This window comes from Janibacter corallicola NBRC 107790 (genome assembly GCF_001570965.1).
Lineage (GTDB): Bacteria > Actinomycetota > Actinomycetes > Actinomycetales > Dermatophilaceae > Janibacter > Janibacter corallicola.
The window spans coordinates 1-20,753 of record NZ_BCSR01000019.1; the positions used below are offsets into that span (position 1 = coordinate 1).

General features: G+C 72.8%; 23 protein-coding genes. 20 read left to right on the plus strand and 3 right to left on the minus strand.

Annotation, left to right across the window (positions count from 1 at the left end):
• Positions 1-55: 55 nt before the first annotated feature.
• From coaBC to JCO01S_RS08605, 3 genes are all read left to right on the plus strand, one after another.
• Positions 56-1,282 (plus strand): bifunctional phosphopantothenoylcysteine decarboxylase/phosphopantothenate--cysteine ligase CoaBC, encoded by a 1,227-nt coding sequence (coaBC, locus tag JCO01S_RS08595; protein ID WP_068253837.1) that lies wholly within the window; start codon positions 56-58, stop codon positions 1,280-1,282.
• A gap of 68 nt (positions 1,283-1,350) precedes the next feature.
• Positions 1,351-2,571 carry a methionine adenosyltransferase gene (metK, locus tag JCO01S_RS08600; protein ID WP_068253839.1) on the plus strand — a complete coding sequence of 407 codons (1,221 nt, stop codon included), beginning with the start codon at positions 1,351-1,353 and terminating at the stop codon, positions 2,569-2,571.
• A 44-nt stretch (positions 2,572-2,615) separates the two neighbouring features.
• Positions 2,616-4,583: a primosomal protein N' family DNA-binding protein gene (locus tag JCO01S_RS08605; RefSeq protein ID WP_068253842.1), complete on the plus strand. Its 1,968-nt coding sequence runs from the start codon at positions 2,616-2,618 to the stop codon at positions 4,581-4,583.
• 33 nt (positions 4,584-4,616) lie between these two features.
• On the opposite strand, the gene JCO01S_RS08610 is transcribed toward JCO01S_RS08605, so the two are convergent.
• A complete protein-coding gene (locus tag JCO01S_RS08610; RefSeq protein WP_218002250.1) occupies positions 4,617-5,219 on the minus strand; it encodes a heme-binding beta-barrel domain-containing protein in 603 nt (200 codons plus the stop codon).
• A 109-nt stretch (positions 5,220-5,328) separates the two neighbouring features.
• On the opposite strand from JCO01S_RS08610, the gene fmt reads away from it, so the two are divergent.
• From fmt to JCO01S_RS08645, 7 genes are all read left to right on the plus strand, one after another.
• Entirely contained in the window at positions 5,329-6,261 is a 933-nt protein-coding gene (gene fmt / locus JCO01S_RS08615) for a methionyl-tRNA formyltransferase (RefSeq protein ID WP_068253848.1), read from the plus strand.
• Complete coding sequence (locus JCO01S_RS08620) at positions 6,258-7,757, plus strand: RsmB/NOP family class I SAM-dependent RNA methyltransferase (protein ID WP_068253851.1); 1,500 nt, start codon at positions 6,258-6,260, stop codon at positions 7,755-7,757. Before fmt ends, JCO01S_RS08620 begins: the two co-directional genes overlap by 4 nt.
• Positions 7,758-7,788: 31 nt before the next feature.
• Complete coding sequence (gene rpe, locus JCO01S_RS08625; RefSeq protein WP_068253854.1) at positions 7,789-8,445, plus strand: ribulose-phosphate 3-epimerase; 657 nt, start codon at positions 7,789-7,791, stop codon at positions 8,443-8,445.
• A gap of 363 nt (positions 8,446-8,808) precedes the next feature.
• Positions 8,809-9,522: a nicotinamide riboside transporter PnuC gene (gene pnuC / locus JCO01S_RS08630; protein WP_068253857.1), complete on the plus strand. Its 714-nt coding sequence runs from the start codon at positions 8,809-8,811 to the stop codon at positions 9,520-9,522.
• A gap of 11 nt (positions 9,523-9,533) precedes the next feature.
• A complete protein-coding gene (locus tag JCO01S_RS08635; RefSeq protein ID WP_068253859.1) occupies positions 9,534-9,797 on the plus strand; it encodes a phosphoribosyl-ATP diphosphatase in 264 nt (87 codons plus the stop codon).
• A 10-nt stretch (positions 9,798-9,807) separates the two neighbouring features.
• Positions 9,808-10,647 (plus strand): ATP phosphoribosyltransferase, encoded by an 840-nt coding sequence (hisG, locus tag JCO01S_RS08640; RefSeq protein ID WP_084342769.1) that lies wholly within the window; start codon positions 9,808-9,810, stop codon positions 10,645-10,647.
• Positions 10,635-11,072 (plus strand): PH domain-containing protein, encoded by a 438-nt coding sequence (locus tag JCO01S_RS08645; RefSeq protein ID WP_157074530.1) that lies wholly within the window; start codon positions 10,635-10,637, stop codon positions 11,070-11,072. The genes hisG and JCO01S_RS08645 overlap by 13 nt, the downstream gene beginning before the upstream one ends.
• A gap of 26 nt (positions 11,073-11,098) precedes the next feature.
• Here JCO01S_RS08645 and JCO01S_RS08650 read toward each other — a convergent pair whose 3' ends face one another.
• A complete protein-coding gene (locus JCO01S_RS08650) occupies positions 11,099-11,635 on the minus strand; it encodes a nucleoside/nucleotide kinase family protein (RefSeq protein WP_245634379.1) in 537 nt (178 codons plus the stop codon).
• Positions 11,636-11,671: 36 nt separating this feature from the next.
• On the opposite strand from JCO01S_RS08650, the gene hisF reads away from it, so the two are divergent.
• Complete coding sequence (gene hisF / locus JCO01S_RS08655; protein WP_068253865.1) at positions 11,672-12,460, plus strand: imidazole glycerol phosphate synthase subunit HisF; 789 nt, start codon at positions 11,672-11,674, stop codon at positions 12,458-12,460.
• A gap of 2 nt (positions 12,461-12,462) precedes the next feature.
• Here hisF and JCO01S_RS08660 read toward each other — a convergent pair whose 3' ends face one another.
• Entirely contained in the window at positions 12,463-13,107 is a 645-nt protein-coding gene (locus JCO01S_RS08660) for a TIGR03085 family metal-binding protein (protein WP_068253868.1), read from the minus strand.
• Between the two features lie 96 nt (positions 13,108-13,203).
• Between JCO01S_RS08660 and hisI the strand changes: the two genes are divergently transcribed.
• From hisI to lgt, 9 genes are read left to right on the plus strand one after another with little or no spacing between them, the layout of a single operon-like run.
• Entirely contained in the window at positions 13,204-13,587 is a 384-nt protein-coding gene (gene hisI / locus JCO01S_RS08665) for a phosphoribosyl-AMP cyclohydrolase (RefSeq protein ID WP_068253871.1), read from the plus strand.
• The gene (locus JCO01S_RS08670; protein WP_068253874.1) at positions 13,584-15,158 is read left to right on the plus strand and encodes an anthranilate synthase component I; all 1,575 of its coding nucleotides are present in this window, start codon (positions 13,584-13,586) and stop codon (positions 15,156-15,158) included. The genes hisI and JCO01S_RS08670 overlap by 4 nt, the downstream gene beginning before the upstream one ends.
• Entirely contained in the window at positions 15,155-15,739 is a 585-nt protein-coding gene (locus tag JCO01S_RS08675; protein ID WP_068253877.1) for a Trp biosynthesis-associated membrane protein, read from the plus strand. The genes JCO01S_RS08670 and JCO01S_RS08675 overlap by 4 nt, the downstream gene beginning before the upstream one ends.
• 10 nt (positions 15,740-15,749) lie before the next feature.
• Complete coding sequence (gene trpC / locus JCO01S_RS08680) at positions 15,750-16,541, plus strand: indole-3-glycerol phosphate synthase TrpC (RefSeq protein ID WP_068253880.1); 792 nt, start codon at positions 15,750-15,752, stop codon at positions 16,539-16,541.
• On the plus strand, positions 16,538-17,773 hold the full coding sequence (trpB, locus tag JCO01S_RS08685) for a tryptophan synthase subunit beta (RefSeq protein ID WP_068253883.1): 1,236 nt from the start codon (positions 16,538-16,540) through the stop codon (positions 17,771-17,773). Before trpC ends, trpB begins: the two co-directional genes overlap by 4 nt.
• Entirely contained in the window at positions 17,770-18,591 is an 822-nt protein-coding gene (trpA, locus tag JCO01S_RS08690) for a tryptophan synthase subunit alpha (protein WP_068253886.1), read from the plus strand. The genes trpB and trpA overlap by 4 nt, the downstream gene beginning before the upstream one ends.
• A complete protein-coding gene (locus tag JCO01S_RS08695; RefSeq protein WP_068253889.1) occupies positions 18,588-19,070 on the plus strand; it encodes a DoxX family protein in 483 nt (160 codons plus the stop codon). Before trpA ends, JCO01S_RS08695 begins: the two co-directional genes overlap by 4 nt.
• On the plus strand, positions 19,067-19,873 hold the full coding sequence (locus JCO01S_RS08700; protein ID WP_068253892.1) for a DsbA family protein: 807 nt from the start codon (positions 19,067-19,069) through the stop codon (positions 19,871-19,873). Before JCO01S_RS08695 ends, JCO01S_RS08700 begins: the two co-directional genes overlap by 4 nt.
• Positions 19,873-20,697, plus strand: coding sequence for a prolipoprotein diacylglyceryl transferase (gene lgt, locus JCO01S_RS08705; RefSeq protein WP_169796919.1), 825 nt, complete (start codon positions 19,873-19,875; stop codon positions 20,695-20,697). The genes JCO01S_RS08700 and lgt overlap by 1 nt, the downstream gene beginning before the upstream one ends.
• Positions 20,698-20,753: the final 56 nt, after the last annotated feature.

The following is a 20,753-nucleotide window of genomic DNA, read 5'->3' on the forward strand; positions in this document are numbered from 1 at the left end:
CCGGCGGGGCCGACGAGCCGCCCGCCTCCGACGAGTCCTGAGCCGGTAGGCACCCGTGCGGGTCGTCCTCGGCGTGGGCGGCGGGATCGCCGCCTACAAGTCGGCGTTGCTGCTGCGTCTGCTCAGTGAGGGCGGGCACGACGTCACCGTCGTCCCCACGGACGCGGCCCTGCAGTTCGTCGGCGCCCCCACGTGGGAGGCACTCTCCGGCCGTGCCGTGCAGACCGACGTCTGGAGCAACATCACCGACGTCCCGCACGTGCGGATCGGCCAGGAGGCCGACCTGGTGATCGTCGCCCCGGCGACCGCCGACCTGCTGGCCAAGGCCGCACACGGTCTGGCCGGGGACCTGCTGACCAACGTGCTCCTCACGGCGCGCTGCCCGGTGGTCGTGGCGCCGGCCATGCACACCGAGATGTGGGAGCACCCGGCGACCCGAGCCAACGTGGCCACCCTGCGCGAGCGGGGGGTGCACGTCATCGAGCCCGCCTCCGGTCGCCTCACCGGCGCCGACACCGGTCCGGGCCGGCTGCCCGACCCCGAGACCATCCACGAGGCCGCACTCGCCGCCGTCGACGGCGACGCGACCGAGGACCTCACCGGGACCCGGGTGCTCGTCTCCACGGGCGGCACCCGCGAGCCGCTGGACCCGGTGCGCTACCTGGGCAACCGCTCCTCGGGGAAGCAGGGTGTGGCCCTGGCCGAGGCCGCTGCGGCCCGCGGGGCCACCGTCACCCTCGTCGCGGCCAACGTCTCCCTCCCGGTCGCTGCCGGCATCGAGGTGGTCCCGGTGCAGACCGCGCTCGAGCTGCAGGAGCAGATGAGCGCCCGGGCGGCGGACCACGACGTCGTCGTCATGGTCGCGGCCGTCGCGGACTTCCGCCCGGCCGACTACGCCGAGAGCAAGATCAAGAAGACGCACGACCCGGCCGACCCCGACGCGGCGCCGACCATCCGGCTCGTGCGCAATCCGGACATCCTCGCCGGCCTCGTCGCCGAGCGGACCGGGGGAGAGCGGCCGATGATCGTCGGCTTCGCCGCCGAGACCGGTGACGGCAGTGGCTCCGTGCTCGAGCACGCCCGGGCGAAGCTGGAGCGCAAGGGCTGCGACCTGCTCGTGGTCAACGAGGTCGGACGGGACCTGACCTTCGGCCGGGACGAGACGACCGTGATCGTCCTGCGCCGGGACGGCGGGGAGCCCGTGGAGCTCGGCCCCGCCAGCAAGCGGGTGGTCGCCGACGGCATCTGGGACGCGGTGCTGGACAGCCTCCCGACGCGCTGACCCCGGGTCCTAGACTGAGGGCCGCCCGCCAGAGCGGCGTTGACCGCCAATGACGATGGGAGTACTGCGTGACCGGACGACTCTTCACCTCCGAGTCGGTGACCGAGGGTCATCCCGACAAGATCTGCGACCAGATCTCGGACTCGATCCTCGACGCCCTGCTCGAGAGCGACCCGCGCAGTCGTGTGGCCGTCGAGACGATGGTCACGACCGGTCTGGTCCACATCGCGGGTGAGGTCACGACCGAGGCCTACGTCGAGATCCCGCACCTCGTGCGGGACGTCATCGCCGAGCGCGTCGGGTACGACTCCTCCGAGAAGGGCTTCGACGGGCGCTCCTGCGGGGTCGAGGTCTCCATCGGCCAGCAGAGCCCGGACATCGCCCAGGGCGTGGACACCGCCTACGAGAACCGCACCGGCGGGGTGGACCCCAAGGACAAGCAGGGCGCGGGCGACCAGGGCCTGATGTTCGGCTACGCCTGCGAGGACACGCCGGAGCTGATGCCGCTGCCGATCTCGCTGGCCCATCGCCTCGCGCAGCGCCTGACGCAGGTGCGCAAGTCCGGGGAGCTGGAGTACCTGCGCCCGGACGGCAAGACCCAGGTGACCATCGACTACGACGGTGACGACGCCGTGCGCCTCGACACCGTGGTCCTCTCCACGCAGCACTCCGCCGAGATCGACCACGACCGGCAGCTGCCCGCGGACATCCGCAGCCACGTCCTGGACCCGGTCATGGGGGAGCTGCTGGACTCCGGCGTCCGGTTGGACACGAGCGGGTACCGCACGCTGATCAACCCCACCGGCAAGTTCGTCATCGGCGGTCCCATGGGCGACGCCGGTCTGACCGGCCGCAAGATCATCGTCGACACCTACGGCGGGATGGCCCGCCACGGTGGTGGTGCCTTCTCCGGCAAGGACCCCTCGAAGGTCGACCGCTCCGCCTCGTACGCCATGCGGTGGGTCGCCAAGAACGTCGTCGCCGCCGGCCTCGCCGGCCGCTGCGAGGTGCAGGTCGCCTACGCCATCGGCGCCGCCCAGCCCGTCGGCCTCTACATCGAGACCTTCGGGACCGAGAAGGTCGCGGTGGAGAAGATCCAGCGGGCCGTGGACACCGTCTTCGACCTCCGCCCGCTCGCGATCGTCGAGGACCTGGACCTGCTCCGGCCGATCTACGCGCCGACGGCCGCCTACGGCCACTTCGGCCGCACCGAGGCGCACGGGTACGACAACCCCTTCCCGTGGGAGCGCACCGACCGCGTCGAGGAGCTGCAGGCCGCCGTCCGCTGAGCGCCGCCGGGTGGCCTGTCACCCCTCCCGGTTAGGTTGGCCCCGTGCCACCGTCCCAGCCCGTCGCCCGGGTCCTCGTCGACACGGGACTGGTCCACCTGGACCGTCCCTTCGAGTACCTCGTGCCCGAGGAGCTGGACGAGACGGCCCGCCCGGGCGTGCGGGTCAAGGTGCGCTTCGCCGGTCGTGACCGCCCCGGTTACCTCGTCGAGCGGGTCGAGGAGCCGGAGCACTCCGGCAAGCTGGCCGCGCTGCGCACGGTCGTCTCCGAGGAGCCGGTGCTCACCCCGGCCGTCCTCGAGCTCGCGAGGCGCATCGCGGGTGAGCAGGCCGGGACCGTCATGGACGTGCTGCGCCTGGCGATCCCCCCGCGGCACGCCCGGGCCGAGAAGGCGCTGCCCGCCGACCCACCGGAGGAGGGGCCACCCCCTTCGCCCGCTCGGGTGCCGTCGGTGTGGTCCGGCTACCGCGCCGGTGCCGCGTGGTGGTCCCGGGTGGCGAAGGGGGAGTCCCCGCGGGCGGCGTGGCTGGCGGCACCGTCACGGCCACCGGAGGAGGACTGGCCGAGGGCGCTGGCCGAGGCCGGTCGGGCCGCACTGGCCTCCGGCCGGGGGAGCGTGCTCGTCGTCCCGGACCAGCGGGACGTTGCCCGGGTCGACGCCGAGCTGACGCGGGTGCTGGGGGCGGGCCGGCACGTGAGCCTCACCGCCGGTCAGGGGCCGCAGGCCCGCTACACCGCGTGGTTGAAGGTCCTGCGCGGGCACGTCCGGGTCGTCCTCGGCACGCGCGCGGCCGCCTACGCGCCCGTCCACGACCTCGGCCTCGTCGCCTGGTGGGACGACGGCGATGACTCGCACACCGAGCCGCGAGCGCCCTACCCCCACGTGCGCGACGTGCTCACCGCCCGTGCCGACCTCGAGGGTGCCGCCCTGCTGGCCGGCGGCCTGACCGTCTCCACCGACGTCGCCGCGCTGGTCTCGGCGGGCGGCGCGCACCCGGTCGGCGGCGCGATCCCCAGACCGGAGGCGCCCCGGGTGCTCGTCGCCGGTGAGGGAGCAGAGCTCGAGCGTGACGGGCCGGGCGCCCGCGCGCACCTGCCCTCGTCGGCCCACCGGGCCGCCAGCCGGGCCCTCGCCGAGGGGCCGGTGCTCATCCAGGTGCCCCGCCGCGGGTACCTGCCCGCCATGTCCTGCGCGACCTGCCGGCGCCCGGCCCGGTGTCCCGAGTGCAGCGGCCCGCTGGCGCTGGCCGGCCCCTCCGGGCCGCCGCGCTGCCGGTGGTGCGGCCGGGCGCCCGAGGGCTTCCGGTGTCCCGAGTGCAACGGCACGCGGCTGCGCGCGGGCATCATCGGGGCCCGGCGGACGGCGGAGGAGATCGGCCGTTCCTTCCCCGGGTTCCCGGTGCTGACCTCCGGTGCGGGCGAGGTCCTCGAGGTGGTCGGGTCGGATCCGGCGATCGTCGTGGCCACGCCGGGCGCCGAGCCGGTCGCCGAGGGTGGCTATGCGGCGGCCCTGCTGCTCGACGCCTGGGCGAGCCTGGACCGGCCGGACCTGCGTGCGGGGGAGGAGGCGGTGCGTCGCTGGTTCGCGGCGGCGGCGCTGGCACGGTCCTGGCGCGACGGGGGAGTGGTCGTGTTGTGCGGCGCCCCGACCCACGCCACGATCCCGGCGGTCGAGGCACTCGTGCGCTGGGACCCGCAGTGGTTCGTCGGGCGGGAGGTGGCCGAGCGGGCCGAGCTGGGTCTGCCCCCGGTCACGTGGTGCGCCGAGGTCATCGCGCCCCGGCGACAGGTCGGGCAGCTCGAGGCGGCGGTCGGGTCCGTGGACGGCGTGCAGCTGCTCGGGCCCCTCCCGCTGGAGGGGGACGAAGGGCGCCGCCGGGTCATCCTGAAGGCACCGCACGAGGCCGGTGACCGGGTGGCCGAGGCCCTCGGGCAGCTGCGTGCCGGGGAGAGCGCGCGGAAGGCCGAGCAGCTCACGTCGGTGAAGGTCGGCCACCTCGGCCCCCTGTGAGGGCGCGAGGTGGCCGGGACCGGACGGATGCTCCTACTGGAACTCCGAGCCGGGGTGGTAGCGCTTGACCAGGTGGAGGGTGTTGCGGTCGGTGTGGTGCATCTCCTCGCCGGTGGCCTTGAGCTTGAGCACCAGGTCCGAGGTGTAGCTGAAGGTCCCGTCATCGTTGAAGGAGAAGACCGCGTCCAGGGACTTCGCCTCGGCCCGCTCGAGAAGGTGCTTGTTCTGGACCAAGCCGTAGCAGGGGTCCCCCGGGGTGCAGGTGAAGTCGATCCGGGTGTCGTACGGGTCCGCGGTGGCGCCGGCGAGGATGGCCAGTCCGCGCGGCACCGCGAAGGTGCGGATGACCTGACGGTTGGCCTTGTCGTACATGATGTAGCCGACCTCGTCGTGGAAGGGGACCATCGCCTCCTCCCCGTGCCGCCAGGCCGTCATCTGGTAGGTGACGCCCTCGAGCTGCTGGTCCCCGTTCTCGTGCAGCGGAATCGGCCTGAACCAGGCCTTCTCGAAGTAGCCCGTCTCGCTCGTCTCGTCATCCTTGTTGTGATACGAGAGGTCGACTCCGACGTCGCCCTCCCACTCACCGACCAGCGGGGTCAGCGGTCCCAGCTTCCGTGGACCTCGGATGTCCTTCACGACAATCTCCTTGTGTTTCGCCATTGAAACTCTCGGCTCGTGGCCGATGCTTCGGACATTACACCGGCCCCCGGGACGGCGGGAGCGGGCGCAGCCTAGACTCTCGCGGGTGCGACTGCTCTTTGCCGGGACCCCCGAGGTCGCCGTCCCATCCCTTCGTGCCCTGCTGGAGTCCGAGCACGAGGTGGTCGGCGTCGTCACCAGACCGGACGCGAAGGTGGGACGCGGCCGCCGCCTCACGCCCTCACCCGTGCGGGTGGCCGCCGAGGAGGCCGGGCTGCCGGTGCTCACCCCGGCGAGCGCGAAGGACCCCGACTTCGTCGCCGAGCTGTCCGACATCGCCCCGGACGCCTGTGCCGTGGTCGCCTACGGCGCGCTGCTGCCCCCGGAGGTCCTGGCGATCCCGGAGCACGGCTGGATCAACCTGCACTTCTCCCTGCTGCCCGCGTGGCGCGGGGCGGCCCCCGTGCAGTGGGCCCTCATGGCCGGTGACGAGATCACGGGGGCGAGCACCTTCCGCATCGAGGCGGGCCTGGACACCGGTCCGGTCCTCGGGTCGATGACCGAGCGGATCCGTCCCGAGGACACCGCCGGCACGCTGCTGGAGCGGCTCGCGGAGGGCGGGGCCCCGCTGCTCGTGGCCACGATGGACGGGATCGCCTCCGGTGAGCTCGAGGCGCGGCCCCAGCCAGCCGACGGGGTCAGCCACGCACCGAAGCTGACCGTGGACGAGGCGCGGGTGCGCTTCGGCCTGCCGGCGGCGGCGGTCGACCGGCACATCCGCGGCGCCACCCCGTCACCCGGGGCGTGGAGCACCTTCCGCGGGGACCGGCTGAAGATCGGACCGGTCACCGTCACCGACGAGACGCTGGCGCCCGGGCGCATCGAGGCACGCAAGCGCGAGGTGCTCGTCGGGACCGGCGACACCGCGGTCCGGCTGGGCGAGGTCACCCCGCTGGGCAAGAAGCCGATGGCCGCCGCGGACTGGGCCCGCGGGGTGCGCATCGGCGAGGACGAACAGCTCGGTGAGGAGAGCCCATGAGCCAGGAGCGACGCAGCGGGCGCGGCGGGGCACGCGGTCCCCGACAGCGGTCCGCGACGGCACCCTCCCAGCGTTCCCGCGGTGGTGACCCGGCGCGCACCACCGCCCACCGGGTGCTGCGGGCCGTCGCCGAGGGGGCCTACGCCAACCTCGAGCTGCCCGGGCAGCTCCGAAGAGCCCGGCTGCGGGGGCGTGATGCCGCCTTCGCCACGGAGCTGACCTACGGGACGCTGCGGATGCAGGGCTTCTACGACGCGGTCATCGCCGCCGCCGCGGACCGCTCGGTGAGGCGCCTCGACGGGGCGGTACTCGACGTGCTGCGGCTCGGCGCGCACCAGATGCTCGGCATGCGGGTCCCGGCCCACGCGGCCGCCGACCAGAGCGTGGCCCTCACTCGCGCCGTCGCCGGGCAGGGCGCGGCCGGTCTCGTCAATGCCGTGCTCCACCGGGTGGGGGAGCGCAGCCGCTCGGAGTGGGAGGAGACCGTCGTCCCCGCCGAACCAGTGGCGCGCCGGCTCGCCGTCCTGCGCTCGCACCCGGAGTGGGTGGTCAAGGCTCTGCGCCAGGCGCTCATCGGGCACGGTGCCGCGACGAAGGAGGACATCGACGAGGTCCTCGACCAGCTGCTCCTCGCCCACAACGAGCCGGCTCCCGTCGCGCTCGTCGCCCGCCCCGGACTGGCCGACGTCGAGGAGCTGGTCGCGGCCGGAGCCACCGCCGGCCGGTGGTCGCCCGTCGCCGCGGAGCTGCCCGGCGGCGACCCCGGAGCCATCGACGCGGTCCGTGAGGGTCGCGCCGCCGTCCAGGACGAAGGGAGCCAGCTGCTGGCCCTGGCGCTCGCGGCGGTCCCGGGCGCGGCGCGGGACGACTCGCCCGAGCAGTGGCTGGACCTGTGTGCCGGACCCGGCGGCAAGGCCGGGCTGCTCGCCGCCCTCGCGCTGCAGCAGCGCGGCGACCTGGTCGCCAACGAGGTCAACGAGCAGCGCAGCGACCTGGTGCGCGGCACCCTTCGCCCCGCACTGGAGGCCGCGGTGGGCGCCGGGCGCACCCTCACCGTGCGGACCGGGGACGGACGCGAGATCGGTGCCGACGAGCCGGGGACCTACGACAGAGTCCTCGTCGATGCTCCGTGCACCGGGCTCGGCGCGCTACGGCGTCGGCCCGATGCCCGGTGGCGTCGCCAGCCCGAGGACCTCGTCGGCCTCGGCCCGCTGCAGCGTGAGCTCCTCGGCAGCGCCATCGAGGCCACCCGCCCCGGCGGGGTCATCGGCTACGCCACGTGCAGCCCGCACCTGTCGGAGACGAACTTCGTCGTCTCGGACGTGACGCGGAAGCGTTCCGATGTCGAGGTGCTCGACGCCCGCGAGGTGCTCTCCGGGGTCACGGACGGCCGCCTGGCCGCGGACTCCCTCGGGACCGGCCCGCACGCGCAGCTCTGGCCGCACCGGCACGGCACCGACGGGATGTTCCTCGCCCTCCTGCGCAAGCTGCCCTGACCCGTCCACCACCACCGAGCAAGGAACCCACGTGCAGATCTCACCGAGCATCCTCTCGGCCGACTTCGCCAACCTGGAGTCCGAGCTGGACGCCATCAGCAACGCCGACTGGGCGCACGTCGACGTGATGGACGCCCACTTCGTGCCGAACCTCACCCTCGGGCTGCCGATCGTCGAGTCGCTGCTGAAGGTCAGCCCGATCCCGATCGACTGCCACCTGATGATCGAGGACCCCGACCGCTGGGCTCCGCCCTACGCGGAGGCCGGGGCGGGGAGCGTGACCTTCCACGTCGAGGCGGCGAAGGACCCGGTCACCCTGGCCCGCGACATCCGTGCCCAGGGGGCCCGGACGAGCATGGCCATCAAGCCGGGGACCCCCTTCGCGCCCTACGAGGAGCTGCTCCCCGAGGTGGACATGGTGCTCGTCATGACGGTGGAGCCGGGCTTCGGCGGGCAGTCCTTCATGGCCGACCAGATGCCCAAGGTCGAGCAGGTCCGCGAGGCCGTGAGGAAGCACGGCGGCGACATCTGGGTCCAGGTCGACGGGGGAGTCTCCGCAGAGACCATCGAGCAGTGCGCCGAGGCCGGTGCCGACGTCTTCGTCGCGGGGTCCGCGGTTTACGGGGCCGAGTCGGCGGCCGTTGCCGTCGACGAGCTGCGAGGTCTGGCACTGCGCCACGGCCACTGACCCACCGGTGCACGGCGTGTCGTGCGGCAGTTCGCTCCTCATCGCCAGCAGCACCCCCCGGATTCCGGGGCCTGCGACTCGCGCCCCAGCCGAACTGCCGTGCGAGCTGCCGGGAGGCGTCCTCCACCCGGTGCGAGGGCTCAGGCCCTGACGGGTGGTCCACCTCACGGCAGCACGAGATTGCCGGAGGCAGGCCCCCTTCGCACAATGGAGACGCACGTGCCACGTGACGCGGTGGAATTCCGCACCGGCGGTGAGAGCCCGCGACCCGGCCGCCCGAGGGCGGACGGTGGACTCCGGTCAGGACCCCGGGGCCGACGGTGAGAGTCCGGACGAGAGCGGCACGCGCGGATCGGACCACGCATGTCCATCATCGAATGGATCTACTCGACCGGCACCGACATCGCCGGCTACCGACTCTCCCTCATGGAGGTCATCGGGATCGGCTTCGGTCTCGCCTGTGCGATCGGGGGGATGCTCCGCCGCGTCTGGGCCTGGCCCATCGGCATCGTCGGCAACGCGATCCTCTTCTTCGTCTACATCGGCGTGACGATGGGGGTCGACGACAAGGCGCCGCTCTTCGGGCAGTCCGCCCGACAGGTCTTCTTCATCATCACCTCCGTCTACGGTTGGTGGCGCTGGCGACGGGCCAGGGCGGCTCGCCACCCGGGTGCCGAGCACGCGATCACCCCGCGCTGGGCCGGCTGGGCCGAGCGCGCCGGGTTGGCCGTGACGATGCTCCTCGGTGTGGCGGTCGTGCAGCAGGTCTTCACGATGCTCGGTGCCGGGTGGCCCGCGCCCCGCTGGTACCACGTCGCCGATGCCTGGATCTTCATGGGCAGCCTGCTCGCGACCTACGCGATGGCGCGTGGCTGGAACGAGTTCTGGCTCGTGTGGATCGGTGTCGACCTCGTCGGTGTCCCGCTGCTGTGGCACAGCGGATACCTGCCGACCGCCGTCCTCTACGCGGTGTATGCGGGCTTCGTCATCTCCGGTTTCGTCGTGTGGCGCCGCGCCACCCCGACGGAGCGTCCGGAGGCTGAACCCGCGGACCTGCCCAGCGCCGTCGCGAACTAGGCTGGGGCAACGTGAAGACCTTCGAGACCCTGTTCGATGAGCTGACGCACAAGGCCGCGACGCGACCCGAGGGCTCCGGCACCGTCGCCGAGCTCGACGCGGGCACCCATGCCATCGGCAAGAAGGTGATCGAGGAGGCCGCAGAGGTCTGGATGGCGGCCGAGTACCAGAGCAAGGAGGAGCTGGCCGAGGAGATCAGCCAGCTGCTCTACCACCTGCAGGTGATGATGATCGATCGGGGTCTGGACCTCGACGACGTCTACACCCACCTCTGAGAGGACTTCCGTGCGCGTCGCCGTACCCAACAAGGGATCCCTGTCCGAACCCGCCGTCGAGATGCTCCGTGAGGCCGGATACCGGGTCCGTCGGGACAACAAGGAGCTCATCGTCGCCGACCCGGTCCACGGGATCGAGTTCTTCTACCTGCGCCCCCGCGACGTCGCCGTGTACGTCGGCAAGGGCCGCGTGGACGCCGGGATCACCGGCCGTGACCTGCTGCTGGACTCCGGGTCCGCGGCGAGCGAGGTCATGGGGCTGGGTTTCGCCGGTTCGACCTTCCGCTTCGCGGCCCGGCCGGGTGAGGTCACCGAGGTGACCGGCCTGCAGGGCAAGCGGGTGGCCACCTCCTACTCCCGTCTGGTCCGTGACCACCTCGCGGCGAAGGGGGTGGACGCCGAGGTCGTGCACCTGGACGGTGCTGTCGAGACGGCCATCACCCTCGGTGTCGCCGACGCGATCGCCGACGTCGTGGAGACGGGCACGACACTGCGCCAGCAGGGCCTGGAGATCTTCGGCGAGCCGATCCTGCGCAGCGAGGCCGTGCTCATCCGCCGCAACGACGCCAGCGAGTCGGGACTGGACGTGCTGCACCGCCGGCTCACCGGTGTCGTCACCGCCCGCGGCTGGGTGATGCTGGACTACGACTGCCACATCGACGACCTCGAGGAGGCCGTGCGCCTCACCCCGGGGCTGGAGTCGCCGACGGTGAGCGGGCTGCACGACGAGCAGTGGTGTGCGGTGCGCTCGATGGTCCCGCGGAGCCGGACCAACGGCGTCATGGACGCGCTGTACGACCTCGGCGCGCGAGGGATCCTCGTCACCGAGATCACCGCGTGCCGGCTGTGACGGGCCGCGGTCGGGCCGACGCGCCCGTCTTCCGACCGGTGCGAGGCACCTGGATCGCCGGCGTCCTCGGCGTCGCGGTGACGCTCGGCGGCATCGCCCTGGCGGTGGCCCTGCCCGGCGACCAGTTCGGGGTCATGGACCGCCTCATCGCCGGCGGCATCGGCATCGCCGCCGGCATCTTCCTCTCCCGGTTCGCGACGATCCACGCCCGGCCGGAGGCGGACGGGCTCTGGGTGCGCAACCTCGGGCCCGGCGAGCGCGTCCCGTGGGAGGACATCGAGGCGATCCGCTTCTCCCAGGGGATGCCCTTCCCCCGCCTGGACCTCAGCAACGGGATGGACATGACGCTCATGGCGATCCAGCGCTCGGACGGGGAGCGCTCGGTGCAGGAGGCCCAGCGGCTCGCCGACCTCATCGGTCGTTGACCCCTCGAGGGTCGGTGCTGGCGCCCTCAGGTGCCGATGACCAGGTGTGCCCGGCCGGCCGTGCCGTCGGCGGAGAAGAGGCGTTCCTCCTGGGCGGCCCACCGGTCCCACTGCCGGGCGAAGAGTTCTCCGTCGCGTGCCAGCGCGCGCTCCTTGCGCTCCGCGGCGTCCAGCTCGAGCCAGACCCGGGTGCCGGCGTACCGCCCCGCCTCGCCGACGGACGCCCCGCACCCCTCGACCACGAGCCGTGCCGGGGTTCCGAGCGGGATGATGGCCCCGGGGCGTCCGAGCGACCAGTCCCACGTGGGGACCTCGGCCCCCTCGCCTCGCGAGAGTGGGCGCAGGACGCGCTCCACGAGCAGCGGTACCGCCGCGGCGAGCCCGTCCCACCCGCGGTAGATCGAGTCCATCGAGACGAGCGTGGCCGCCCACGCGGTGGCCACCTCCCGCCCCAGGGAGGTCTTGCCCGCCCCGCTGCGGCCGTCGATGGCCACGACGTGCACCGTGCCGCACGAGGGCGCGGCGTGCTCGGCGTGGGCGAGGACCTGCTGCAGCGGGGACACCGGGACGACCCTACTGCCGCGGGATAGGCTGCCCCCGTGTCTGTCGCCGTACGAGTCATCCCCTGCCTCGACGTGGACGCCGGCCGCGTCGTCAAGGGCGTCAACTTCGAGAACCTCCGTGACGCCGGTGACCCGGTCGAGCTGGCCCGCCGCTACGGGCAGGCGGGGGCCGACGAGCTGACCTTCCTGGACATCACCGCGAGCAGCGGGGACCGGAGCACCACCTACGAGGTCGTCAGCCGCACCGCGGAGGAGGTCTTCATCCCGCTCACCGTCGGCGGGGGAGTGCGCACCGTCGAGGACGTCGACCGGCTGCTGCGCAGCGGTGCCGACAAGGTCGGGGTCAACACCGCGGCCATCGCCCGTCCGGAGCTGATCAGCGAGGTCGCCGAGCGTTTCGGGGCCCAGGTGCTCGTCCTCTCCGCGGACGTGCGCCGTCGGCGGGGCGAGGACGGCTCACCCGTCGAGGGCTTCGAGGTGACCACCCACGGTGGTCGTCGGGGCACCGGGATCGACGCCCTCGAGTGGTGCGCCCGGGCCGCCGCGCTGGGGGCGGGGGAGATCCTGCTGAACTCCATGGATGCCGACGGCACGAAGTCCGGCTTCGACCTGGAGCTGATCTCCGCGGTGCGCCGCGAGGTGAGCATCCCGGTGATCGCGAGCGGCGGGGCCGGACGCGCCGAGGACCTGCCGCCGGCGATCGGGGCGGGCGCCGATGCCGTGCTCGCCGCGAGCATCTTCCACTTCGGCGACGTGACGATCGCCGAGGCCAAGGACGCCCTCGCCGGCGCCGGCCACCCCGTGCGGCGGGCGAGCTCGAGCTGAGCTCAGACCCCGAGGCGGGCCGTGCGCAGGGTCTCCACCGCGTCCGGGGGACCGATGAGCTCCACCTCGGCGACCGCGGTCCGACCGAAGCCGAAGAGCAGGACCTCCCCGGGCCGGCCGTGCACCTGCACGACCGGGTCCCCTTCGTTGCCGCGGCGGACGCGCTGGTGCCGGACGGCGGTGACCACCTCGATGTCCACTCCCGGGACCTTCCGGAACAGCATCGGCCCCATGAGGGCGAGCCGGTCCCCGAGGGCGGCGACGAACTCGGTGCTCGGGGAGCGGCGCGGTGCGGCCAGGTGGGCGCGCAGCACGTCCTCGTGGTGGACGAACATCTCCACGAGGTTCAGCTGCTCGTCGATGGCGGGGACCCGGGCCGGACTCCACTTCGGTGGTCCCTGCCGGATCTGCTCGACGATCTCCTCGTGGCTGTGGCGCTCCCGCAGCTGCCGCATCGCCCGCGCGGAACGCTCCGCCAGGGCCTTGACCACGACGCCCGCCGCCCGGTCGGGGCGTCCTTCCCTGACGACGAGATGGGCTGCCAGGTCCCCCGTGGTCCACCCGCTGCACAGGGTGGACTCCTCCGGGCCGGCATCGAGCAGCGTCTGGCACAGGGCCTGGCGCTCGGTCTGGGCGTGACGGGTCATCGGTTCTCCGGGTGGCGGACGGCTCTCTGGTCCCGCAGGGTAACGCCCCGCGATGGGCGAAGGGGGCTGCGGTGGGACCGGGGGACGGGAGGCACAATGTGCAGGGTGTCCACCCCTTCGCCATCACCCCTGCCCGCTGACATCGCGGCCCGGCTGCGCCGGGACCCCGCAGGCCTGGTCGCCGCCATCGTCCAGCAGCACGACTCCGGCGAGGTGCTCATGCTCGGCTGGATGGACGACGAGGCCCTCCACCGCACGCTGACCACGGGCCGGGTGACCTTCTGGTCCCGCAGTCGCGGCGAGTACTGGCGCAAGGGCGACACCTCCGGCCACGTCCAGCACGTGCGCTCGGTGGCCCTGGACTGCGACGGGGACGCGCTGCTCGTGCGCGTCGACCAGGTGGGGGCGGCGTGCCACACGGGCGATCACACCTGCTTCGACGCCGGTGATCTCGGTGCGGTCGTCGGGGGATCGGCATGACCGGGGCCGCCCCGCGGGTGCCGGACCTGGTGCCGGGCGCCACCTGGCCGGACGCGGACACCTTCGCCCTGCTCGCCCGGGACCGGCGCGTGGTGCCGGTGGTGCGCCGGGTGGTGGCCGACGGGGAGACCCCGATCGGCGTGTACCGCAAGCTCGCCGGGGACGTCCCGGGCAGCTTCCTGCTGGAGTCGGCCGAGCACGGCGGCGTGTGGTCCCGATGGTCGATCATCGGCGCGCGGAGCCGGGCGACGCTGACCGAGAAGGACGGCCGGGCGCACTGGATCGGCGAGCCGCCGGTCGGCGTGCCCACCGAGGGCGAACCCGATCAGGTGCTGCGCGCCACCCTCGAGGTGCTCGCCACGGAGCCGCTGGAGGGGCTGCCGCCACTGACCAGCGGCATGGTCGGGGCGATCTCCTACGACGCGGTGCGCCGGTGGGAGCGGATCCCGAGCGAGCTTCCCGACGTCCTGCAGGTGCCCGAGCTCGGGATGGTGCTGGCCACCGACGTCGCGGTCCTCGACCACAGCGACGGCTCGTTGCTCCTCGTGGCCAACGCGATCAACTACGACGACACCGACGAGCGGGTGCACGAGGCCTGGGAGGACGCCGTCGCCCGGTTGGACGCGATGGTGGAGCGCCTCGCGACCCCGGCGGAGAGCACCGTGGCCACCATCGACTCCGAGGAGGTGGCGAGGGCGCGCTCCGAGGTGGGCAGCGACACCACCGTCGACGCCTTCGAGGAGCTGGTCGAGACCGCGCAGGAGGACGTGCGCGACGGCGAGGTCTTCCAGGTCGTCCTCTCCCAGCGCTTCTCCCTCCCGTGCCCCTCGGACGCACTCGAGGTCTACCGGGCGCTGCGGCGCAACAACCCCAGCCCGTACATGTACCTCGTGAGGCTGCCCCACCCCGACGGCAGCGTCTACGACGTCGTCGGCTCCTCCCCGGAGGCGCTCGTCAAGGCCACCGGTCGGCAGGCGATCACCCGCCCGATCGCCGGCACCCGCCCCCGTGGGAAGTCCCCCGAGGAGGACCTGCGCAACGAGGAGGACCTCCTCGGCGACCCGAAGGAGCGCGCCGAGCACCTCATGCTCGTCGACCTGGGCCGCAACGACCTGCAGAAGGTCTGCGAGGCGGGGACCGTGGACTGCGTGGAGCTGATGAGCCTGCGCCGGTACAGCCACGTCATCCATCTCGAGTCCACCCTCGTGGGCACGATGCGGCAGGGGCGCACCGCCTTCGACGCGCTCGTCGCGACGTTCCCCGCCGGGACCCTGTCGGGGGCGCCGAAGCCCCGTGCCCTGCAGCTCATCGAGCGCTACGAGCGGAGCCGACGCGGCATCTACGGTGGCGTCGTGGGCTACCTCGACTTCCACGGCGACATGGACATGGCGATCGCGATCCGCACCGCCCTCATCAAGGACGGGACCGCGCACGTGCAGGCCGGCGCCGGCATCGTTGCCGACTCCGTGTCGCGGCTGGAGCAGGAGGAGACGGTGCACAAGGCCCGCTCCGCGCTCACCGCCGTGGCCGAGGCCCGGGCCACCCGCCCGGTGGCGAAGGGGGAGGCATGAACCTCATCACGAAGAAGCCCGTCGTCATCCTCATCGCCGTCGCCGCCGGGATCCTGCTGCTCGCGGCGGGTCGGGCCGACTGGGTGACCGGGACCGTGGACGGCGTCACCGGCCCGGCGGCAGCCGCCGCACCGGGCAGCGACGCCGCACCCGGGCTCGCCGGACTCGCCCTCGTCGGCATCGCCGCCGCCGTGGCCACCGCCACCTCCGGCCGCATCGGACGCTGGATCGCCCTGGTCGCCCTCGCGGCCGTCGGACTCGGCGTCATCGCCCTGAGCGCCCGGACGCTGCTCGATCCGGCCGGGGTGCTCGGGTCCGTCGCCGCGGCGCAGTCCGGTGGCACCGGGGCCTTCGAGGCGACCGGGTCGGCCTCCGCATGGCCGTGGCTGGCGAGCGTCTCCGGGGTGCTCCTGCTGCTCTCCTGCCTGGGCGCCCTCCTCGGCTCGAAGCGGTGGGCCGGCCTCTCCAGCAGGTACGACTCCCCGGTTCCGGAGGACGCCGAAACCCGGGGCGCCCGGGGCGAACGCGTCGACTCGGCATGGGACCGGGTCAGCCGTGGTGACGACCCGAGCGTCGACTAGCCTGTCTGCCATGCCCAGCGTGCTCGACGAGATCATCGCCGGTGTCCGGGAGGACACCGGCCGGCGGGAGGCCGCCCTTCCCGTCGACCGCCTCCGCGACGCCTGCGAGGCGGCACCACCGGCCAAGGACGCCGAGGCCGCGCTGCGGCGACCCGGACTGTCGGTCATCGCCGAGGTGAAGCGCTCCAGCCCGAGCAAGGGCGAGCTCTCCGAGATCACCGACCCCGCGGCCCTGGCCGCCTCCTACGTCGAGGGCGGCGCGAGCGCGATATCCGTCCTCACCGAGGAGCGTCGCTTCAACGGCAGCCTTGCGGACCTCGACGCGGTGCGGACCGTGGTGGACGTGCCGGTCCTGCGCAAGGACTTCGTCGTCTCGGAGTACCAGGTCTGGGAGGCACGCGCCCACGGGGCCGACATCGTGCTGCTCATCGTCGCCGCGCTCCCGGACGAGCAGCTGCGCGACCTGATGCACCTGGCGGGCTCGCTCGGCATGACCAGCCTGGTCGAGGTGCACGACGAGGCCGAGACCGGGCGGGCAGTCGACCTCGGTGCCCGGGTCATCGGCGTGAACAACCGCAACCTGAAGACCCTCGACGTGGACACCACGACCTTCGCCCGGCTCGCCCCGCTCATCCCGCAGGAACGGGTCCGGGTCGCCGAGTCCGGGGTCCGCGGACCCGAGGAGGCGGCGCTCTTCCGCCGTGCCGGCGCCGACGCGATCCTCGTCGGTGAGGCGCTCGTCGTCGGGGGCGACCCGGTCGCGGGCGTGCGCGGCATGCTCGGCGCGGCGGTCACCCGATGACCGGGGGAGAGGCCTCCGAGGGCGCCGAGCAGCGCTCCCGGCCGGGCCGTTTCGGTGCCTTCGGCGGGCGCTACGTGCCCGAGGCGCTGGTCCCCGCCCTCGAGGAGCTGGACGAGGCACGCCGCAAGGCGAGCGTGGACCCGGAGTTCACCGACGAGCTCGCCCGGCTGCACCGGACCTACACCGGCCGCCCGAGCATCATCACCGAGGTGCCGCGCTTCGCCGAGCACGCCGGCGGCGCCAGGGTGGTCCTCAAGCGAGAGGACCTGAACCACACGGGCAGCCACAAGATCAACAACGTCCTGGCCCAGGCGCTGCTCACCCGCAGGATGGGCAAGCGGCGCGTCATCGCCGAGACCGGCGCCGGACAGCACGGGGTGGCCACGGCCACCGCGGCCGCGCTCATGGGTCTGGAGTGCACGATCTACATGGGCCGGGTCGACACCGAGCGGCAGGCGCTCAACGTCGCCCGGATGAAGGTCCTCGGCGCCACCGTCGTGCCCGTCGAGCACGGCAGCGCCACCCTCAAGGACGCCATCAACGAGGCCATGCGGGACTGGGTCACCAATGTCGACCACACCCACTACGTCCTCGGTACCGTCACCGGCCCCCACCCCTTCCCGGAGATGGTCCGGGACTTCCACCAGATCATCGGCGAGGAGGCACGCGAGCAGGTCCTCGAGCTCACCGGTCGGCTGCCCGATGCAGTGCTGGCCTGCGTGGGCGGCGGCTCGAACGCCATGGGCATCTTCCACCGCTTCGTGCCCGACGCCGGCGTGCGCCTCATCGGCGTCGAGGCCGGCGGCGAGGGCATCGACTCGGGCCGGCACGCGGCACGCTTCGCCACCGCCGAGCCGGGTGTGCTCCACGGCGCGATGAGCTACCTCATGCAGGACGAGGAGGGCCAGACCCTGGGGACCCACTCGATCTCCGCCGGCCTGGACTACCCGAGCGTGGGACCGGAGCACGCGCACCTGCGTGACAGCGGACGGGCCGAGTACCGGTACGCCACCGACGAGCAGGTGATGCACGCCTTCGAGCTGCTGTGCCGCACCGAGGGCATCATCCCGGCGCTGGAGTCGGCGCACGCGCTCGCCGCGACCCTCGAGGTGGGCCGCGAGCTCGGGCCGGACGCGCTGCTGCTGGTCAACCTCTCCGGGCGTGGCGACAAGGACATGCACACCGCCGCGGCCTGGTTCGGCCTCGTCGACGACGAAGGGAGCGCCAGGTGAGCAGCCCCACCCACGAGCCCGGGGGCGGGCTCGCCGAGGTCTTCCGGGGCTGCCGCGCCGAGGACCGCGCCGCCCTCATCGGCTACCTGCCCGTCGGCTACCCCACCGTCGACGGATCCATCGAGGCCATGGTCGCGCTCGTCGAGGCCGGTGCGGACGTCGTCGAGGTCGGCATGCCCTACACCGACCCGATGATGGACGGTCCCGTCATCCAGCGGGCGGCCACCGAGGCCCTGGCCGGCGGGGTGCACATCGATGACGTCTTCCGGGCCGTCGAGGCGGTCCGTGGCGCCGGTGGCGTCCCTGTGGTCATGTCCTACTGGAACCTCGTGCTCCGGCGCGGCGTCGAGCGGTACGCGAGTGACCTGGCGGCCCACGGGGGAGCGGGGATCATCACCCCGGACCTCGTCCCCGAGGAGGCCCGGGACTGGATCGCGGCCTCCACCACCCACGGTCTGGACCGGATCTTCCTCGTCGCCCCGAGCTCGACCACCGAACGGCTGGCCGCCGTGACCGCGGCCACGAGCGGCTTCGTCTACGCCGCCTCGACGATGGGCGTGACCGGTGTGCGGGGAGAGGTCGGCTCGGCCGCCCCCGACCTCGTCACCCGACTCCGCGAGGTCACCGACCTGCCGGTGTGCGTCGGGCTGGGGGTCCGCGACGGGGCCCAGGCGGCCGAGGTCGCCTCCTTCGCCGACGGCGTCATCGTCGGCTCCGCGCTCGTCGAGCGACTCATGGAAGGCTCGTCGGCCGAGCGCCTGGCCTCGCTGCGCGAGCTCACCTCGGAGCTGGCGCGGGGCGTGCGGGGCCGCGCATGAGCGCCGGCCGCCTGCGCGACGTCGTCGGGCTGCTCGCCCGGCTGGTTCTCGGCGGGACGCTGGTCGTCGCCGGTGCCCTGAAGGTCGACAAGCCCCTCGGCTCGGCCCGGGCCGTCCAGGCCTACGACGTCATGCCCTTCGAGGTGGCCGAGTACGTCGGCTACGGCCTGCCCGTGCTCGAGATCGCCGTCGGGGCACTCATCGTCATCGGCCTCTTCACCCGGGTCTCGGCGCTCGTCGGCGGCCTGCTCATGCTCGCCTTCGTCGTGGGCATCGCGCAGGCATGGGCGAGGGGCCTTACCATCGACTGCGGTTGTTTCGGCGGTGGTGGTCAGGTGGCCCCCGAGCAGACGAAGTACGGGCAGGAGATCGCCCGGGACCTCGGGCTCGCCCTGTGCGGGGCCTGGCTGGTGATCCGTCCCCGTTCCATCCTCAGCACCGATCGGGTCCTCTTCGGGGACCGGAAGGAGAGCACATGAGCACCCCCCAGGACCGAAAGGCCAAGGCCCGGGCAGCCGACACCAGCTCGGGCCGCGGGGCCAACGCGATCATCATCGGGGGACTGGCGATCGTCGTCATCATGGTGCTCGTCCTCGTCTTCACCATCTGGCGAGCCACCAGCGACGGGAGCGACTCGGCCAAGGGCGAGCAGAAGCTGCCGACCTCCGTGGAGTCCGGCCAGCCGCTGCAGCCGTACAAGGACGCCGAGCCCGCCGACGACGCCCCCGTCGTCGACGTCTACGAGGACTTCCGCTGCCCCATCTGCAAGGCGTACGAGGGTGCTGCCGGCCAGACGATCACCAAGCTGGCCGAGCAGGGCAAGATCAAGCTGCGCGTGCACCTGATGACCGTGATCGACGCCAACACCGGTGGTCACTCCTCGGCCGTCGCCGGCTCCAGCGCGGTCTGCGCCCTCGAGCAGGACAAGTGGACCGAGTACCACCGCGCGCTCTTCGAGCTGCAGCCGTCGGAGGAGAACGCCGAGGGCTTCCCGGAGAGTGACTACACCAAGGCGGCCAAGGAGGCCGGGCTGAGCGGGAAGGGCCTGGAGAAGTGGCAGCAGTGCACTGACAACCAGACCTACGTCGACTACGTCAAGAGCGTGGACGAGGCCGCGACGAAGTCCGGCATCAACGGCACGCCGGCCACGAAGGTCAACGGCACCCAGCTGGACTGGACCAAGCTGACCGACGGCCAGAGCCTGGAGAGCTTCGACACCGAGAAGTTCGCCAAGATCCTCACCAACGGCAAGGTCCCGAAGGACATGGTGCTCCAGCAGTGATGCCGGCGGTCCTCCCTTCGCCGACCGTCGGGGTCATCGAGCTCGGCCCGCTCACCATCCACGCATACGCCCTGTGCATCCTCGCGGGGATCTTCCTCGCGGTCTGGATCGGTGACCGGCGGCTGCGGGACCGGGGGGCCGAGCCCGGGGTGATGCTCGACATCGCGATGTGGGCGGTCCCCTTCGGGATCATCGGCGGCCGGTTGTACCACGTCATCACGACCCCGCAGCCCTACGTCGGGGAGGGCGGGCACCCGATCGACGCCCTGAAGATCTGGCAGGGCGGACTCGGCATCTGGGGCGCGGTCGCCCTCGGCGCCCTCGGTGCCTGGATCGGTGCCCGCCAGGCGGGCCTGCGCTTCCTCGACGTCGCCGACGCGGCGGCCCCGGGGGTGCTCGTCGCGCAGGCCCTCGGCCGCTGGGGCAACTGGTTCAACAACGAGATCTACGGCGAGCCGACCGATCGTCCCTGGGGACTGCGGATCCACGAGTGGGATGCGAGCAGGGGTCGGGCGGTGCTCGACGCCTCCGGTGATCCCGTGGTGCTGGGGACCTTCCAGCCGACCTTCCTCTACGAGTCCTTCTTCCTGCTGCTGCTGGCCATCCTGCTGCTCGTCATCGAGCGGCGGACCCGGCTCGCGCCCGGGCAGTTCCTCGGCCTCTACGTCGCCGGCTACCCCGTGGGGCGCATCGTCGTCGAGATGATGCGCACCGACGCCGCGAACACGATCCTCGGCCTGCGCGTCAACATCTGGACCTCGATCGGCGTCTTCATCCTCGGTGTGGCCATCGTCGTGTGGAGCAGGCGGCACGCCCGGCGCTGAGTGACCCCGCGGGAGCCGCTCCGTCCACTTGGCGAGAGCAAGGTCTCACCTAGCGA